The organism is Blautia faecicola, assembly GCF_004123145.1.
In the GTDB taxonomy this organism is placed as follows: domain Bacteria; phylum Bacillota; class Clostridia; order Lachnospirales; family Lachnospiraceae; genus Oliverpabstia; species Oliverpabstia faecicola.
The window spans coordinates 1,692,985-1,710,623 of the sequence record NZ_SDKC01000001.1 but is presented as its reverse complement, the minus strand read 5'-3'; the positions used below and the strand labels follow the sequence as shown (position 1 = coordinate 1,710,623).

Below are 17,639 nucleotides of genomic sequence, written 5' to 3'. Positions count from 1 at the left end.
TATCTTGATCGTATCACCTATCAAGACATGTTTCTTTTAATAAATTGCCTTCTTATATCCTTTTTCTTTTAACTGAATCGCGTTCAGCAACAATTCCACGGAACCATCCACACCAAACTTGCCACTGTCGATACACAGATCATAGGAATCTGCATCTCCCCAGCGTTTGCTGGTATAGTAGTTATAGTAGCTGGAACGTTTCTTATCTGTCTTGATGATACGGTCTTTTGCTTTCGCATCCGTCAGATCGTAAATCTTTGCAATTCTGCGAATACGCGTCTGTAAATCTGCATGGAAGAATACGCTGAGACAGTTATCAAAATCTGCCAGTGCATAATCTGCGCAACGACCGATCATGATACACGGTCCTTCTGATGCGATCTTCTTGATGGTTTCAAACTGAGCAAGGAAAACTTTCTGATTGATTGGCATATCAGAGAATGCAGATGAAGTATAACCAAAAGAGTATGTATCCATCACCAGAGAATACAGAAAACTGTTGGTTGGTTTCTCATCATGGTTCTCAAAAAGTTCTTCACAAAGTCCACTTTCCTTTGCGGCACGTTCCAGTAACTCTTTATCGTAACACTTGATACCTAACTCTTCTGCAAGGGTTCTTCCAATCTGGCGTCCGGCACTTCCGTACTGACGGCCTATTGTAATAATGGTATTGGTCTTCATAGCAACCCCTCCCGTTCTTTTAATTTGTTATATTTATTATAAAATAAAACAAATCAATTGTACAGTACCTATTTTCTTAAATTTTCTAACAAATCCGTAAAATATTCTGGTAATGGGGCTGAAAATTCAATATATTCACCCGTTCTCGGATGAATAAAGCCAAGAACCATGGCATGCAGGCACTGTCCCTGCAGATGTTTGAACGGACATTTTGCCGGACCGTATGTGACATCACCCACCAGCGGATGTCCGATGCTTGCCATATGCACACGGATCTGATGAGTCCTTCCGGTCTCTAACTGACACTCGATAAAGGTATACGAACCGAAACGTTCGAGCACTTTATAGTGTGTCACCGCCGGTTTTCCGTTTTTATGATTGATTGCCATCTTTTTCCTGTCTGTGGGATGACGTCCGATCGGACCTTCTACCATCCCCTCATCCTCTTTCAGATTGCCATGCACCAGGGCACGGTATTTTCTGGTGATCGAGTGTTCTTTTAACTGATCCGCCAGGCTCTGATGCGACATATCATTTTTACAGATAACAATCGCACCGGTTGTGTCCATATCAATCCGATGTACAATTCCCGGACGCATCACACCGTTGATCCCAGAAAGATGATCCTTGCAGTGGAACATCACCGCATTTACCACCGTATGGGTGTAATGACCGACACTTGGATGAACGACCATTCCCTTTGGTTTGTTGATGATCAGTACATCTTCATCCTCATACAGAATATCCAGTGGAATATCCTCCGGCAGAATATCAAGGTTCTCCGGTTTCGGAAGTTCCAGTCTTACCGTATCCGAAAGCTGGACTTTATAATTGGCTTTCACCGGTTTTTCATTGACCGTTACATTTCCCTCTTTTAAAAGCTTCTGCAAATAAGAACGGGACTGATCCGGCAGCTGTTCGGAAAGGAATTTGTCGATACGGACATTTTTCTGTTCGTCATCTGGCGTAAATGTATAGATTTCCACTATGCTTTATGCTCCTTTTTCTTTATACTTAAGAAGTCAAACTCTTCATCCTTGTATACGAATAAAACACTGATTGCGATACCGATAAACGACACGACGACAAAAATATCCGCCACGTTAAATATCGGAAAATTGATCAGTGAAAAATAGAAAAAGTCTACGACATATCCCAGACGAAGCCGGTCGATAAAGTTCCCAAGAGCTCCCGCAGTCAGTACCGATGCAATGATATGCAGCAGAGTATATCGTCCGGTTTTCGGACACCGGCGCAGGAACCAGAAGACAGCTGCCAGATAAATCACGGTCAGTACCACAAAGACCGCACGCTGATTCTGCAGAATTCCAAAAGCAGCCCCCCGGTTTTCCAGATAATGCAGCTGGAAGACGCCAGGAATCAGTATTACATCGCTTTGTCCTTTGAGATGATGGACAACCAGACTTTTGGTCCACTGATCCACCATCGTCAGGAGGATCATAAGAATACAATCCAACCCGATAAACTGCATGATTTTATTATTTTTTTCCATGCTTTATTCTCCTTCGATCATATCGCCATTGATAAACTGAATCGCTTCCAGAATCTCCTCATCCGTAACTGTTTTATCGATGTAAGCCTGTCCGAGCTTTTTCAGGAGAATAAACTTAATCGTTCCGTTATCCATCTTTTTATCTGATTTTGTCGTCTGTAATACCGCTTCATTTTCCAGACCATTAAAGAAGATCGGAAGATCAAATCCTACATTCATATCCCGAATCTCATAAAATTCCTCTGTGGACAGGTATCCACGTTTGAAAGAAATATAGGCAGCAGCGATCGTTCCCAGTGCCACACACTGACCGTGGAGAAGTTCGAAGTTTTTCAGTTTTTCTACCGCATGGCCTACGGTATGCCCCAGATTCAGCAGGGCACGTTCTCCCTGTTCCGTCGGATCGCTCTCCACAACAGCTGCTTTGATCTCACAGCACTTGCGAACCATCTTTACCAGAACCGGATAGATTCGTTCCTGAATCTCAGACATATGGTTGATCGTCCACTCGTAAAACCTGGCATCACGGATCAGACCTGATTTCAGCACTTCCCCCATGCCACTCGCAAACTGATCATCCGGAAGGGATTTCAGCGTATTCAGGTTCATGTAGACCAGGCGCGGCTGATGGAATGCACCCACCATATTTTTATACTGTTCAAAATCCACACCGGTTTTTCCACCCACACTGCTGTCTACCTGTGCCAGAAGCGTTGTCGGAATCTGAATAAAATCAATACCGCGCAGATAGGTAGCTGCCGCATATCCGGTAAGATCTCCGGTTACACCGCCGCCAAGAGCTGCCAGGATATCTTTTCTCGTATAGTGATGCTCAATCAGAAACGCATACAGATTCTTTACCGTATCCAGGTTCTTGGAAGATTCTCCTGCCGGGAAAGTATAAAGATCCACCGTCACGTTCAGGCTTTCCAGGGCTTTCTGTACTTCTTCTCCGTACAGTCCGGCAACGGTATCATCTGCAACAATACAGATCTTTCCGCAGGTCAGATTCAGCGGCTTTACCGCGTCTGCCAGTTTTGTAAAGTCTTCTTCCCAGAGGATCTGATAGTCAAATTCTGTCTTTGCGCCTTCTCTGTATACGCGTAATTGTTTGCTCATGAAACTTTCCTCCAAATGCTTATATATATTTCTGTACGGTAACACTGCACCGTCCTTTTTTCGTCGTTCCCGCCATGCCATCATAGCGGAACTTTCCATATCCACGGACAGACACAATATCTTCCGGTTTTAAAGGATGTCCGTTGGATACAACCATTTTCCCATTGACAAAAACTTTTCCGCCTTCAATCAGTCCGAGCATGCTGCTCCTGGATGAAGAAAATGCCAGCGCAATCATTGCGTCGAGCCGCACGGAGCTGACGGTTCCGTGAATTTCTTGAAACCGTGGTTTGGGAAGATCTGCCGGATCCGTAACAACCGATACTTTCACCGTCGTATGACGAATCCTGGTAATGTTCTGTAAAAGAAATTCTTCCATCTGTGCATGGCAGAACACATACGCATCCTGGTCTTTGATCACAATGTCTCCCAGACGGGATCTCTCAATTCCAAGATGAATCAGCGCCCCAAGATAATCCCGGTGCGTAAGCGTCTCACTGAACTTTTTAGAAAGGGAAGAGATACGAATGCATCGGATCGGATACATCGAAAGAGGCATTTCTTCATTTTCTCCGTAATCATAAGAAAGAGCATCAGGAAGGAATGCTGCTATCTGACGCTCTGCTTCTTCATAGCCGCCGAAGGTACAGATCGTAACACCCGTCTCCTCCGGTCGAAAGCTATGTACCATATGAAGTTCATTCAAATCCAGGAAATCCGTAAACACGGGAATTTCCCGATAATAAGCTGTTCTTGCCAGATCCTGCAACCGCTTTCTGAACTGTACTTCCTGTTCTTTCATCTTAGAAGTTTGTCCGAACAGAAGGAACGTCAAAAGCTCCGCTTAAAATCTCCTGGAAATCACCGGAAATTTCCACGTTGGCTGGTGTCAGGATGAAAATATAACTGGAAATCTTCTGCAGACTTCCTGCGATAGAATAACATGCTCCGGAAGAGAAGTCGATAATTCTCTGAGCAACATCTACATCAATACCTTCCAGATTCAGTACAACCGTACAACGATCGATCAGGGTATCTGCGATCTCTCTGGTATCTTCCATAGAAGAAGGTTTGATGACACAGACTTCCATGGTGCCATTTCCGCTGTTTCTCTTTCTCATCGGAGTGATCTTGTTGGAAGTAGAAGGAGCTGCCTGTTTTGCAGTCTGCTTCGGAGCTTTTGTCTGCTTTGGAGCAGCAGCTTTTCTCTCCGGTTTTACATATTCTTCTTCGTCATCATCGTCGTCATAATCATCATCAAGTTTCTTGAAGAAACGATGTTTCGGTTTTTCCTCATCTAATGCTTCCAGATCTTCATCATCGAAGAATTCATCATCATCGTCAAAATCATCATTTAAACGGATGGCATCTAAAAACTTATCTAAAACACTCATTTTTTATCTCCTATCTAATTTGTTTTGGAATAATCTCTTTCACCAAAAATACCGGTACCAACACGAACCATAGTGGCACCTTCTTCAACAGCTACCTGATAATCGTTCGTCATACCCATACTCAGAGTATCCATATGTACATTATTCATGTTTTTACTGCTTATGTCAACACTTAATTGTTTCAATTTTCGGAAAACAGGTCGATTTTCTTCCGGATCTGCTACATATGGCGCGATTGTCATCAGTCCCCGGATCTGTACATACGGCAATTTGCTGATCTCTTCAATCAACGGAAGTGTTTCCTCCACAGAAACACCAAATTTCGTTTCTTCTTCTGCAACGTTTACCTCGATCAGAACGGGAATCACCCGCTGAATCTTCTCACCTTCGTGATTGATGGTTTCTGCGAGCCGAAGGGAATCCACGGAGTGAATCAGTGCTGCCTTGTCTGCAATGTACTTTACTTTGTTTCTTTGCAGATGTCCGATCAGATGCCATTCGAGATTTTTCGGAAGTTCTTCGTATTTGGTGCAAAGTTCCTGTACTTTGTTCTCTCCGAATATCGTCTGTCCTGCCTCCATCGCCTCCTCAATCATGGAAATCGGTTTGGTCTTGCTGACTGCGATCAGAGTCACTTCTTGGGGATCTCGTCCGCTTTTTTCGCAGGCTTTTCTGATCTCATCGCCTACGTTCTGTAACTGTTCTGCTACCATACATCATTCTCCTTTGTTTAGGTACGTTATTTTTTTATTTAAACAAAATATCGTCTTCATTTACGGTATTTCCGTTTCTGACAATATAATCAAACTGGGAAAGTCCATAGGTTGTCCCTGTCTCAACTATACAATATTCATCATTTTGCTCAATCATGACGATTTTCCGGAAAACTGCATATCCTTTGTTGATACAGTAGACACCTTCTAAGGCTTTCTTTTCTTTGATCTCATAGGTAGACTGGCTGTCCGGCTTCAGGATCACATCTCCGTCCTTGAAAGTATCTGTATCCACATAGTAGTAATCATCATCTTCCTGGTAAACGGTTGCACTGACAAATTCAGAGGAATCGTCTTTCCCCCGTCTGGTGACTTTTCGATAAAATCCTGCATCCCCATTATCCTCATCCTTCGCCATATATTCTTTCGGAATGACATAAAAATTCTTCTTCACAATCGAACTGAGAGGGATCTTCAAACCGGTTTTGATATTGGTTACCAGTTCGATATTCAGGAAGCGGTCACCACTATAACGGATCATTCCACGGCTGAATGTGATCTTGCCATAATAATTGCCATCCTCACCGATAACAATTGCCAGAGAACCGGTCTGTGTGGCATCATCTTTTAAAAATTTTACACGAATCGTCTTTTTTTCTGCCAGTGAAACAATCTGTTCACTGCTCAGCGGAATAATCACCGACCAGGTCTCGCTCGTGATCAGTTTATATACCGGATCTCCGGAAGTCACTTTTCGTTCTTTCTGAAGATTGGTAATCTGATAATTCTTTTTACTGAACAGGTCCGCGGTCAGCTGATCTGCGGTAACATCTTCATATCCGTCTACCGAATACACAACGATACCGTCCTGTGATGCCCGGTAGATCGCCTGCCCGTTGGCAGTCTGTGTGGCATCCGTGGAATCATCGGTCTGAAGTCCGCTGTACTGAAGGATGGATCCTTCCAGCTGATATTTGTAATTATAAACATCATAAAAATTATCACTGTCATAAGTGGAGGCAAAACCTGCCATGGAAGAACGGATACCGGCATAATCCTGTTCTGTCAGGTCATTGACTGCCGCCTGAGACGGACTGTCACCCAACGTATAAACCGCTCCTGATTTACCGATCTTGCTGTTTTCTCTCGCATAGTAGGTAATATAGCCGGAAGCATTCGTATTTACCACCGATTCTTCCCGGATCGCCAGTGCCGTGTATGTCTTATTACTTGATAACGGTCCTGCCGTCACCTGATACGACTGAATATGATCCGCAGTAAGATACAGAATCACGGTGATGAGCATATACACAAACAGCGCCCCGAAAATAAACGTACCTATATTCAGCGGAATTTTATGAAACCATTCGGATATTACATTTTTCTTTTTTATAGTCATGAAAACACTCCCCTTCGTTTTTCTGACCGAAACTCATATAAAATTATTTTATCATTCATCTGCTGAATACACAAGGAAAAAAGTATACATATTCTGTGAAATCATGGGAATAATGGAAATAACGTAACTGTGAAGATATTGAACAGTTATGAAATAACGATAAAAACAGGAGGTTGAACAAACGATATGAAAGGTTTGGATTATACTGCACTGGTACTGACAATTATAGGAGCGATTAACTGGGGACTGGTAGGACTGTTCAAATTCGACCTGGTTGCCTTCCTCTTCGGCAATCTGTCCTGGTTTTCCCGACTTGTATACATTCTGGTCGGCTTAAGCGGTCTGTATCTTTGTACCTTTTTCAGCCGTCTCGCCGACAACAACGCGTAACATGCAGACAGACAACAAAAGAGGGTCACCGTCATGGCAACCCTCTTTTGATCTGCTACAGTTTTACAAGGCAATGATGATATCATCCTGAAATTCTGCAGGGATTTCTTCTTTGTCCATAGAAACGCTCAATACAAAATTAATCTTGTATGCTTCGGAAATTTCTTTTAACTGATGCAGTGCATCGGTAATATCTTTTCCTTCCAGTTTTGCGTTTTTCAGGAAGCTGTCCAGATACATCTCCTGAAGATCATGATCCTGAGATACGATACCACATACAAAACCGATGAATTCATCCGCATTTTTGATCGGATATCCGGATACGTCGATCAGACGAACTTTGTTGTTCAGTTCATACATATGTTTGGAACTCTTATCCAGATACACGATGTTACCTTCAGCAGCTTTAATGGCTCCGTTCACTTTATCTAAAAGCTGCTTAGTCTTTCCTTTACCTTTTTTGCCTACAATTAATTGAACCATAGCAGTTTCCTCCTTTGATTTCTGGTATATATCACCAAAAAGTTCTGTCTTGTTGTTGTAATTATAGAACATTTCACCAAGAAATACAATGGTAAATTCGAAAAAAGTCTGAAAAACTTTCAACAAAAGCAGGAAAATTTCTACTTTTGTTTATTGATTGATCGCTGACAGCAGCTGATTCATATACGTGTACAGATTCGTTTTATTCGCCGCATGAAGAACAATCGAAATATACGGCTCTCCATAGGCATTCTGGCTTAACAGTGCCAGACAGGAACCCGCATCAGATGTCGTACCCGTCTTGCCGCCAAGTACCGTCACATTCTTCGGTGCTGTTACCTGCCGGGTCAGATACTGGTCTGTGGAATCCAGATGGAACGTAACCTCCTGATCTCCTCTGGTCGCAGTCAGATTGTAGGAACTGAGCTGTGCAATTTCCAGAAAATGCGGATAAGTCATCGCTTCCTGTAACATCAGATAAATATCATATACCGTTGTATAATGATTCTCATCCTGCAGCCCGGAAGGGTTTGCAAAATGGGTATTGGTTGCACCGAGTTCCAGTGCTTCCTGATTCATCATCTCCACAAACTGGTCGATGCTTCCGCCGATATGCTGTGCGATCGCTACGGCTGCATCATTACCGGAATAGATCAACAGACCATGCAGAAGTTCATCAAGTGTTACCTGATCACCTTCCTGGAAACCGATTTCTGTAGAACCGGATTCCTGATTCAGCGCCTCTGCCGGAATGGTCACAACATCATCCATATTTCCATACTTGAATGCCAGGATTGCTGTCATGATCTTTGTGATACTTGCCGGATAGGATTTCTCATGAATGTCCTGTGCGAACATCACAGTTCCATGATCCAGATCAAACAGACCGGCTTTCGTCGTGTCACTGATTGCCACGCCTTCCAGGCTCTTATTTCCGGAAGATACCGCATAGCTCGAAGCAAAAGAAGATGCTTTCTCTGCACTGCTCTCGGCACCGTGTGTGCCGTACATCTCATCCTTCACCGAATATGCCGAGGTCATATCCAATTCAGAAGAACGGCGGAGGAGTACCAGTGCTGTAATTCCTACACCAAAGACCAGTACAAGAATCCCGATAAGGATCAGCGTACTTCGCCATTTTTTCCTGATAGATTTAAAAAAACGCTTTTTATTTATAGATTTCACGCCAGTCAAGTTCTCCTCTGTCCAGGGATTTGATCAAAAGTTCTGCTGTGGCAAGATTGGTTGCCAGCGGGATAATATGGGTATCACACAGCCGGAAAATCTTATGTGCATCCGGTTCGTGTTTTTTCTCCTGATACGGTCCGCAAAGGAAAATCACCAGATCCATCTGGTTCTGTTCGATCATGGATGCCATCTGCTGTTCGCCGCCCACATGACCTGCGAGCAGTTTATGGACGTCCAGGTTCGTAGCCTCCTCAATCAGACGCCCGGATGTTCCGGTCGCATAGAGCTGATGCTTGCTGAGGATTCCTCTGTATGCAATACAAAAATTCTGAAGCAGTTTTTTCTTAGATTCGTGTGCGATGAAGCCGATGTTCATTTTTTTCTCCTCCCAAATATCTTCTGTTTTGCAGACCTACATTTAATACCAGTCCCATACCGATGTACAGACTGACCAGAGATGTCAGACCATAACTTACGAACGGAAGCGGTGTTCCTGTGTTTGGCAGGACGCCGGTGGCTACACAGATGTTCAGAAAACTCTGGAAACCGACAACGCCTGCTACTCCGCAGCATAAGATCTTACCCGATAAATCTTTGGCCTTTCTGCTTGTCAGTATACATTCAACTACGATAAGAAACAAGAGTATTACGATAAAAGTACTCCCGACAAATCCAAGCTCTTCCCCTGCAACTGCAAAGATAAAGTCCGTCTGGATCTGAGTAACAAAATTTCCCTTGTTTGCAGAAGAAACTTTGTTGTTGTTATATCCCTTTCCGGTAAGTTCACCGGAACCGATGGCTGTGATAGAATTTTGCTGCTGGATAACATCATCCTTGTAAGTCTCGTCTTCCGGATACAACCAGGACATAATTCGGGCTTTCTGATAGGAATCAATAATTTTGATATCTGTCTGTGTGATCAGGACAAACGCTGCAATCACCAGTGGAATGGCAATTCCGAGAACCACTCCGATGATCTTATAACTGAGTCCTGCCACATACATCAACAGACAGAATACAACCGTTACGGTAATCGTATTTTTCAGGTCCGGCTGGATCTTGATCAGTACCAACGGTACCGCAAGGAGAGCCACGGAAGCCAGAATCGTCTTCCAGGTATTCAGCGTGTCTTCGTGATCCATTAAAAACCGGGCAAAAAACATGATCAGCAGGATCTTTGAAAGCTCCGTCGGCTGGAAACGGATAAATCCAAGATCCAGCCATCGGGTAGCACCACCCGCCGAATCGCCGAAGAAACGGACGATCAACAGCATCACAATGTTGAACACATAGATGATCCAGTAAAAATTCAGAAGCCAGCTGTAGTCCATCAAAGAAACAGCAACCATCACCACAAGACCGAGGATCACACCGATCAGCTGTCTCGACTGCAGGGAAGCCTTCGCGCTTCCCACCAGCAGTACTCCGATCCCGCTGATCATCAGAAGCCAGATGATCAGCCGGAAATTATAGTTTTTCAATCTGTAAAGTTTAAACATGTTAAGATCCTGTATCCTTTCTGGATTTTAACGGTATATCTGCTGTGAGAACGGGCGGTGACTGATGAAAACAGATCGTCACCTTTCCTGCATCAACAGGTATGTATTTTCCCGCAGCTTTTATCATATCGTTTTTTAACATCTGCATCGTCTGGGGTGAACAGCTCACCCGATCCGATATGAGAAGCAGTTTGAGTCTGTCTTTTGCAATGGTGCCAGAGGCTTTCCGTTTTTTGCTGAAGATTCCCATTGCTTTCCTCCTATCTGCCAAACAACCGTCCCAAAAATCCTTTTTTTACATCGAGATCCAGGAAAGGAACTTCCTCCCCCAGGATCCGCCGACAGATATTGGTATACGCCTGTCCGCACAAACCGGGCTTTCCGGCAAGTGGTTCTCCCTGATTCGTCGCGATCACAACCTGCTCATCATCAGGAAGAATTCCGATCAGAGGAACCGCCAGGATGTCTGAGACATCTTCCACAGACATCATGTCCCCACGTTTTACCATATCCATACGGAGACGGTTGATGATCAGATGGATATCTCTCAGATCCTCCGCCTCCAGAAGTCCGATGATTCGGTCTGCATCGCGAATCGCAGAAACCTCCGGCGTTGTCACCACCAGTGCTTTGGAAGCCCCGGCAATCGCATTTCGAAAGCCCTGCTCGATTCCTGCCGGACAATCCAGCAGGATATAGTCAAACTGCTTTTTCAGTTCTTCACACAGCTTTTTCATCTGTTCCGGTGTGACGGAAGTCTTGTCTCTGGTCTGTGCTGACGGGAGCAGGAACAGATTCGCATACCGTTTGTCTTTGATCAGTGCCTGTTTTAACCGACAGTTTCCTTCAATCACATCGACCAGATTGTACACGATCCGGTTCTCCAGACCAAGCACTACATCCAGGTTCCGAAGACCGATATCTGTGTCTACCAGCACTACTTTCTTATCCAGTGCCGCAAGTCCGGTACCGATATTTGCAGCTGTCGTTGTCTTACCGACGCCGCCTTTCCCGGATGTAACAACAATTACTTCACTCATATCCAATCCTCCTGAGATTTGTTCATATTGTCTGTCTTTCGCATCTTGATCAGTCCGTACCTGCGTTGGAATTGCTGGCTGAACTTGCCTGTCCGGTAAGAATCTCTGTTTCATCTTTCAGTCCGAAGTAGTAGTTCAGAATATCTTTTGCTACCAGTTCGGAGTTTGTTGACGCATAACCGTTTGCGATACGGATCGCCCACGCGATCTGCGGGTTATCCGCCGGTGCATAACCGATGAACAAACTGTGGTTTGCACGGTTTTTACTCTGCTGTGCCGTACCTGTTTTACCTGCTAGTGTAACATTCAGATCTTGGAAAATGCCCCAGTTGGATTTGGTGATAACGCCTTCCATACCGGCATGGACATCATCCCAGATACTCTGGCTCAGATCCGCATGATCGATCATTTCCGGTGTATAATCCTCAATCAGATTGCCATCGGAATCTGTTGATTTATCTAACAGTGAGAGATTATATACATTACCACTGCTTGCCAGAACTGTTGCATAGCGGGCAAGCTGAGATGTGGTATAACTGTGAGTACCCTGTCCGATAGCGGACGGGATCGGCAGTTCATTGGAAACCTGCGGAGATGCTTCAGAGATCTCCAGACCGGACTTCTTATCCAGTCCCATAAGGTTGGCATACTGGATCAGCTTCTGCATGGCGGTATTATCGTTAAAAGTTCCTTCCTCATTCTGTCCCAGACGGTAAGCTGTCTCACTGAAGAATACGTTGCAGGAATTAGCAATACCATCCCGGATGGAAAGTGCGCCATGTCCGCTCAGTAACCAGCAGTTCAACGGAGCACCCGGCAGCTTGTCAAATCTTCCGCCACAGTAGATATAATCATTATCTGTGATCACACCTTCCGACAGACCGGCAATCGCAGTTACCGGTTTAAATGTAGAACCCGGTGCCGTACGTTCCTGCGTCGCCTTGTTATAAAACGGTGTGGACAGATCCTTGTTCAGTTTTCTGTAATAATCCGTATCCATATTATTGGCAAGACGGTTATTGTCATATCCCGGATAGGATACACATGCCAGGGTCTCTCCGGTAGACGGGTTGGTAATCACGACCGAACCGGAACACGGATCCAGTGCCAGCTGTGCCGGTGTGATCTCCAGAGAACTGATCTTTCGAAGCATCAGATCCATCGAGGAAAGATTTCCTGATTTAAAATTCTGATAGTCCTCATCATCGGTAGACAGGATTCCCTGTTCATACAGAACCGTGCAAAGCTGTTTTCCTGTGATCTCATCATCCAGCAGCAGATATTTATATAACATCTTACTGAAATCCTGATCGGTAGACAGATAATCTGAAATATACGCCGACAGTTCCTGATATACCTCTGTGGAATCCAGATAGGTATTTTTATCTGAGAACTTGGAAATATCAATCCAGTTCTGACTTGCCGCATAGGTCAGGTATTCCTGCAGGGAGATCGTCTCATCTTTTGTCCACGCTTTATACATCTCATCGTTCTTATCAATGGATGTCTCTGAAAGGATTCCTGTTTTGTCCATCAGAAGATCGTTGACAATATAGCTGACATATCCCTGCATCTCTTCGCTAAGATCCTTATACGGCTTAGTATCACTTCCGGTCAGCTGTTCATCCACTTTCTGGAAGATTTCTTCCTGCTTCCGTTCCAGTGCCGCTGCAATCTTCTGTTCGGTCTCGGACGCATCTGAAGCTGTAAAATGATCGATATCAAGCACGGAGTTATTGATCAGTGCATAATACACATCATAAATCGGAATCGGGATGGTAGATGCATCGGTATTTTCATCCGCCTTGAAGGATTTGATATTCTGAATATTTGCCACCAGCACACCTGCAATCTTCTGCTCAAGCACTTTATAGCAGGCGATCTGCAGATCCTTATCGATGGTAAGATATACATTATTTCCCTGTACCGGATCTTCTTGGGAATCGTCATCAATCTGTAAAACTTTTCCATAATAATCTACATATACTTTCTCCGATCCGTCTTTTCCCTGAAGCGTTGGCTCCAGGACTTTCTCCAGACCGGATTTTCCTACGATAGAAGTCGTACTGTAACCCGCATCCGGATTCTCCGTACGAAGATCCGCAAGTTCATCAGAAGAAACTTTTCCGGTATAACCGAGAAGCGGTGCAAAATAAATGCTGTCCGTATAGACACGTACGGAATCTTCCTGCACATCCACACCCTCGAGCAGGCTCTTATTTTCCTGAATAGCAGCTACGGTATCTTCCGAAACATCTGTTGCAATCGTTACCGGGATATATTTTCGGAAACTTGTAGTCGAAAGTGCATACCGTACGGAAATAATCTTGAGTGCTTCTTCTTTTGTCAGCTGCTCCGGAAGTCCCGCCTCCTGTGCCGCTTTGAGTTCCGTATCTTTGTACCCGCTGTGGTCGTACGGGATCTCATATCGTTCCAGCATGGCTTCCACCATCTGCTGCGCGGAAGCATTGGTCTCGTCAGCTGTCAGATCGTCGATATAGCTGTGTCCATATACATCCGCTTTGAAACGTGACAGTGTCGTGCCTTCCACATCATAGCTGTAGTTTCCGGAACTGTCGACGCTGATACGGAAATCGCTGTTGATTGTGTCTCCGTTGCTTTCAATAATCTGAATAATCTTGTAGATTTCTCCATTCAGACTACGGTTTCTTTCTGTATTATTTGCATAGTCACCACTGTCCTCCAGTGTGATCGAATAAGACAGTTCGTTAGAAGCAAGAACCTGACCGTTTCGATCATAGAGATTGCCTCGGGTACTTTTCAGTGTCCTCGTCTTTGTCGTCATAATGCTGAAGTTATCCGCATATTCCTGCCCGTGAATAATCTGCAGAGAAAACAGCCGATGGATCAGCACCAGACTCAGTGCCGCAAAGATAAAAATCAGCACAGTGGTTCTTGGAATTACAAATTTTTTACGTTTTTTTCTTGGTCGTCTCATCAAGGTAACTTGGGTCCCTCCCATTCATTTTCCGTAAGCCAGTGATTCAGCCGGTACAGTGGACGGTAAAGTACCGCGGTGAGCAGTACTGTGTACACCATCTCCGGCAGAATGATATGTTGCAGATAGCTGAGAAAATCCAGTCGTCCGCGCATCATAAACTGCAATCCGTATACGATCACCCCATAGGCGATATCGCTGACTGCAACCAGCACCATGGGGACTTTGACATCCTCGTCAAAAAAGATCTTATACAGAAAACCGTTTCCAAAACCGATATACATATAGATCAGGGCATAAAATCCAATCATATTTCCATAGAAAATATCGATCAGCAGTCCGCAGAAAAATCCTACGAACAGTCCTTCCTTCTTTCCCCGCATAAATCCAAAGGATACTGTGAGAATCAGCAGCAGATTCGGAACGATCGAAGCAATGGACAGTGTCTGAAACACGGTTCCCTGTAAGACAAAAGCCAGCAGAATCAATACTGCCAGAATCAGCTTTCTTCTCATTCTTTCGTATCCTCCTGTGTATCCTGTGCAGGATCCGGTGTCGGAGTTGTACTGTCATCCGGAGTCTGCGATTCCTCTGAAGTCACATCATCGGTCTTTTGCTGTTTCAGTTCTTTGATCACCAGAACTTCCTGAATGTCATTAAAATCAACCGCCGGAATAATCGTACCACTCTTTGTCAGTTTGTTGGCATCGGTTGAGACCTCGCTGATATAACCGATCAGAATTCCCTTTAAAAACTTGTTACTTACAGAAGAAGTTACTATCTTATCTCCTTCATGTACCTGATCCTCTTTATCAGTCAGCTGGATAAAACGGATCTTCCCGTCATCCATCATCTGCAGGTCTCCTGTCACCATACAGTTCTGGGAAATTGATGTAACCGTAGCACTTACATTACTGCTGTCATCAATGATGGAACGAACCGTAGCCCAGTGTGCACCGGTCTCGGTAACGATTCCAACAAGACCGCCATCCGCGATCACATTCATATCCACCTCAATGCCATCAGAACTTCCCCGATTGATCAGAAAGGTACTGTACCAGTTACCGGTATCTTTTCCGATAACCTGAGCGGCAACCTTGTCATACTCGGAATAATCGGTATCCAGACTGTACAATGCTCTCAGGCGGTCCAGTTCTTCCTGATCCTGAGACAGTGTCGTATTTTTCGCCTGAAGTTCATCCACCTGTTTTTGCAGTTCTTCATTTTCCGCAGCCAGTTTTTTCATGCTCTGGAATCCTTTTTTCTGATCTGTCATCCAGGTTCCGACTTCATTAATACCATTCTGGAAAGGAACGATCACATAGCCCAGAACATTTCGCACCGGTGCAAAAGAAAAACTGGTGGACAGAGAAAGGACGATCAGTCCGAGACACAGGATTGTCATCATAGTGATCAGATGTTTTGTTTTCATTTTGTATTGTTTCTTTTTTTTCATGACAGCTCCTTACTTCTGTTTTTTTGGAGTGAACGCCCAGTGATGAAGCGCATCGTGGGTGATGATCTCTTTCAGTCCGTAGACTGTGCAGAGTTCGTAATAATGTGACAGCAGGATCGGACAGCCGATTTGTCTGGATACTATCCGGTCTATGTACGGCAGATGTGTACTGCCTCCGGTAAGATAGATACCTTCCGAAAGAATCACTCTATGTATCTGGGGTGGAATACGTTCCAGAAAAGCCCGAATCTCTGTGATGATCTCACGGACAGCCGGAACAATCGCTTCGTTCACCGCTGCGGATGTGATCACCCGCTCGCGCGGAAGACCGCTCACACAGTCAATGCCGATAATTTTTCTGGCATCTTTCGTATCTTTTTCCAGATTTGCGAGGGAAAGTTTTAATCTGCCCGCCGTCCGTTCACTGATAGAAAAATTAAGTTTTCTGCGGATCGTGTTCTGGATATCCTGTGTCAGACGGTCACCGCCTACCGGGATCACCTTACTGATGATCACACGGGAATCTGCGATGACAGAAATCTCCGTCGTAGCTGCACCAATGTTTACGATCATCGATCCTTTGGTCCGCATGATCGGGATACCAAGAGCCAGTGCATCTGCAATCGGTCGTTCCACCAGAAGGACTTTGCTTTTCCGCAGCCGCCCGGTCTGTGCGATACTGTAATACGCACGCTTCTCAATCTCCGTCATATCCACCGGAACAGCAAAATAAATCACCGGGTGCCGCCCCACGCTGCGCTCGGTCTTATCCAGCAGCAGTTGAAGCATGATCTCCAGGTGACTGATGTTTGCGATCATACCATTCAGCATCGGAGAAGATACCTTTACATTTGTCGGATTCTTTTCGTATATTTCATATGCTTCATCTCCAACGGCAAGTACGGTATCTTTGTTGCGAATGGCAATCATATTTTTCTCTTTTAAGATTTCATTACTGTTCTGAGAGTAAATTTTGATCATATTACTTCCCAGGTCAATTCCATATACATGGTTGTTAAACATAAATGCATATCCCTTCTGTTTTGCATATCATCCCAGCAGTAGCTGTTCAGTACCCTCCCTGTTACGAGAGTAACCCTTCCTGTCGAAAACTGAAATACTGCTGATCCCCTATCACAATATGATCCAGCAGCGGAATATCCACCAGTGCTCCGGCTTCCCATACCCTCTTTGTAAAAAGAAGATCGTCTTTGCTCGGTTCCGGATTACCGCTCGGATGATTGTGCACCAGGATCATATAGACCGCCCGGTGTCGAAATGCTGCAAGGATCAGGTCTCTTGGCGATACCAGAGAAGCATTCACGGTTCCTCTCGAGATCACTTCGTCCCCTAAAAACTGATTTTTTGTATTTAACATCGCACAGATCATCTGTTCCTGCTCTTCGTGACGCATCCGTTCCATATAATACGCCGCAATTGTGTCAGGGCTGTGAAAATCCAGAAGTTTTCTGGCTTCCCGGGTGGCAATCCTTTTGGAAAGTTCCCCGATACATTTGATCTGTACGGCTTTTACCTGACCGATACCATGAATCTGCATCAGCTCTTCCATGGAAAGATGATAGATTCCAAGAAGACCCTGTTCCTTTCTCCCCAGATGCAGGATCTGGTCAGCCAGCTGCACAGAGGAACGCCCACGGGTCCCGGACCGCAGAATCACCGCCAGCAGTTCGCTGTCTGTCAGATTCTCCGGTCCGGTGCTAAGACACTTTTCATATGGCCGTTCGTCCGGTGGCAGTTCCTGAATACGTTGTGAATACTTCATATATATCTCTCCTTGCCAGGAT

The 17,639-nt window shown here is 44.8% G+C and carries 20 protein-coding genes; 1 reads left to right on the top strand and 19 read right to left on the bottom strand.

All coding sequences use genetic code 11. The annotated features are described in order from the left end of the window. Positions 1 to 36: 36 nt before the first annotated feature. The 8 genes from ETP43_RS07650 to ETP43_RS07615 form a co-directional block, all read right to left on the bottom strand. Complete coding sequence (locus ETP43_RS07650) at positions 37 to 681, bottom strand: cytidylate kinase-like family protein (RefSeq protein ID WP_022398645.1); 645 nt, start codon at positions 679 to 681, stop codon at positions 37 to 39. 68 nt (positions 682 to 749) lie between these two features. Next, on the bottom strand, positions 750 to 1,661 hold the full coding sequence (locus tag ETP43_RS07645) for an RluA family pseudouridine synthase (protein ID WP_456297955.1): 912 nt from the start codon (positions 1,659 to 1,661) through the stop codon (positions 750 to 752). A 5-nt stretch (positions 1,662 to 1,666) separates the two neighbouring features. After that, entirely contained in the window at positions 1,667 to 2,194 is a 528-nt protein-coding gene (gene lspA / locus ETP43_RS07640) for a signal peptidase II (protein WP_022398643.1), read from the bottom strand. 3 nt (positions 2,195 to 2,197) lie between these two features. Then, entirely contained in the window at positions 2,198 to 3,313 is a 1,116-nt protein-coding gene (aroB, locus tag ETP43_RS07635; RefSeq protein WP_129257617.1) for a 3-dehydroquinate synthase, read from the bottom strand. A 19-nt stretch (positions 3,314 to 3,332) separates the two neighbouring features. After that, positions 3,333 to 4,115 carry a YlmH family RNA-binding protein gene (locus tag ETP43_RS07630; protein WP_129257616.1) on the bottom strand — a complete coding sequence of 261 codons (783 nt, stop codon included), beginning with the start codon at positions 4,113 to 4,115 and terminating at the stop codon, positions 3,333 to 3,335. Position 4,116: 1 nt separating this feature from the next. Next, positions 4,117 to 4,707, bottom strand: coding sequence for a cell division protein SepF (locus ETP43_RS07625; RefSeq protein WP_129257614.1), 591 nt, complete (start codon positions 4,705 to 4,707; stop codon positions 4,117 to 4,119). A gap of 14 nt (positions 4,708 to 4,721) precedes the next feature. After that, on the bottom strand, positions 4,722 to 5,420 hold the full coding sequence (locus tag ETP43_RS07620; RefSeq protein WP_129257613.1) for a YggS family pyridoxal phosphate-dependent enzyme: 699 nt from the start codon (positions 5,418 to 5,420) through the stop codon (positions 4,722 to 4,724). Between the two features lie 34 nt (positions 5,421 to 5,454). Next, positions 5,455 to 6,819: an HlyD family efflux transporter periplasmic adaptor subunit gene (locus tag ETP43_RS07615; RefSeq protein ID WP_129257611.1), complete on the bottom strand. Its 1,365-nt coding sequence runs from the start codon at positions 6,817 to 6,819 to the stop codon at positions 5,455 to 5,457. A gap of 186 nt (positions 6,820 to 7,005) precedes the next feature. Between ETP43_RS07615 and ETP43_RS07610 the strand changes: the two genes are divergently transcribed. After that, entirely contained in the window at positions 7,006 to 7,209 is a 204-nt protein-coding gene (locus tag ETP43_RS07610) for a DUF378 domain-containing protein (RefSeq protein WP_022398637.1), read from the top strand. Positions 7,210 to 7,272: 63 nt separating this feature from the next. Here the strand turns inward: ETP43_RS07610 and ETP43_RS07605 are convergent, their stop codons facing one another. The 11 genes from ETP43_RS07605 to radC form a co-directional block, all read right to left on the bottom strand. Then, positions 7,273 to 7,692 (bottom strand): hypothetical protein, encoded by a 420-nt coding sequence (locus tag ETP43_RS07605; RefSeq protein WP_022398636.1) that lies wholly within the window; start codon positions 7,690 to 7,692, stop codon positions 7,273 to 7,275. A gap of 150 nt (positions 7,693 to 7,842) precedes the next feature. Beyond that, positions 7,843 to 8,877 (bottom strand): D-alanyl-D-alanine carboxypeptidase family protein, encoded by a 1,035-nt coding sequence (locus ETP43_RS07600; protein WP_243114231.1) that lies wholly within the window; start codon positions 8,875 to 8,877, stop codon positions 7,843 to 7,845. After that, positions 8,861 to 9,256 carry a methylglyoxal synthase gene (locus ETP43_RS07595; RefSeq protein WP_022398634.1) on the bottom strand — a complete coding sequence of 132 codons (396 nt, stop codon included), beginning with the start codon at positions 9,254 to 9,256 and terminating at the stop codon, positions 8,861 to 8,863. The genes ETP43_RS07600 and ETP43_RS07595 overlap by 17 nt, the downstream gene beginning before the upstream one ends. Then, complete coding sequence (locus ETP43_RS07590) at positions 9,225 to 10,379, bottom strand: FtsW/RodA/SpoVE family cell cycle protein (protein ID WP_022398633.1); 1,155 nt, start codon at positions 10,377 to 10,379, stop codon at positions 9,225 to 9,227. The genes ETP43_RS07595 and ETP43_RS07590 overlap by 32 nt, the downstream gene beginning before the upstream one ends. 1 nt (position 10,380) lies before the next feature. Then, positions 10,381 to 10,629, bottom strand: a complete 249-nt coding sequence (minE, locus tag ETP43_RS07585; protein ID WP_022398632.1) for a cell division topological specificity factor MinE — start codon at positions 10,627 to 10,629, stop codon at positions 10,381 to 10,383. Positions 10,630 to 10,639: 10 nt separating this feature from the next. Next, positions 10,640 to 11,419, bottom strand: coding sequence for a septum site-determining protein MinD (gene minD / locus ETP43_RS07580; protein WP_129257609.1), 780 nt, complete (start codon positions 11,417 to 11,419; stop codon positions 10,640 to 10,642). A gap of 49 nt (positions 11,420 to 11,468) precedes the next feature. Continuing rightward, positions 11,469 to 14,378, bottom strand: coding sequence for a penicillin-binding transpeptidase domain-containing protein (locus tag ETP43_RS07575; protein ID WP_243114230.1), 2,910 nt, complete (start codon positions 14,376 to 14,378; stop codon positions 11,469 to 11,471). Then, complete coding sequence (gene mreD, locus ETP43_RS07570) at positions 14,378 to 14,893, bottom strand: rod shape-determining protein MreD (RefSeq protein WP_022398629.1); 516 nt, start codon at positions 14,891 to 14,893, stop codon at positions 14,378 to 14,380. The genes ETP43_RS07575 and mreD overlap by 1 nt, the downstream gene beginning before the upstream one ends. After that, positions 14,890 to 15,810: a rod shape-determining protein MreC gene (gene mreC / locus ETP43_RS07565; protein WP_243114229.1), complete on the bottom strand. Its 921-nt coding sequence runs from the start codon at positions 15,808 to 15,810 to the stop codon at positions 14,890 to 14,892. Before mreC ends, mreD begins: the two co-directional genes overlap by 4 nt. 33 nt (positions 15,811 to 15,843) lie before the next feature. Continuing rightward, positions 15,844 to 16,857, bottom strand: a complete 1,014-nt coding sequence (locus tag ETP43_RS07560) for a rod shape-determining protein (RefSeq protein ID WP_022398627.1) — start codon at positions 16,855 to 16,857, stop codon at positions 15,844 to 15,846. A 61-nt stretch (positions 16,858 to 16,918) separates the two neighbouring features. Next, on the bottom strand, positions 16,919 to 17,617 hold the full coding sequence (radC, locus tag ETP43_RS07555) for a RadC family protein (protein WP_022398626.1): 699 nt from the start codon (positions 17,615 to 17,617) through the stop codon (positions 16,919 to 16,921). Between the last annotated feature and the right edge of the window lie 22 nt (positions 17,618 to 17,639).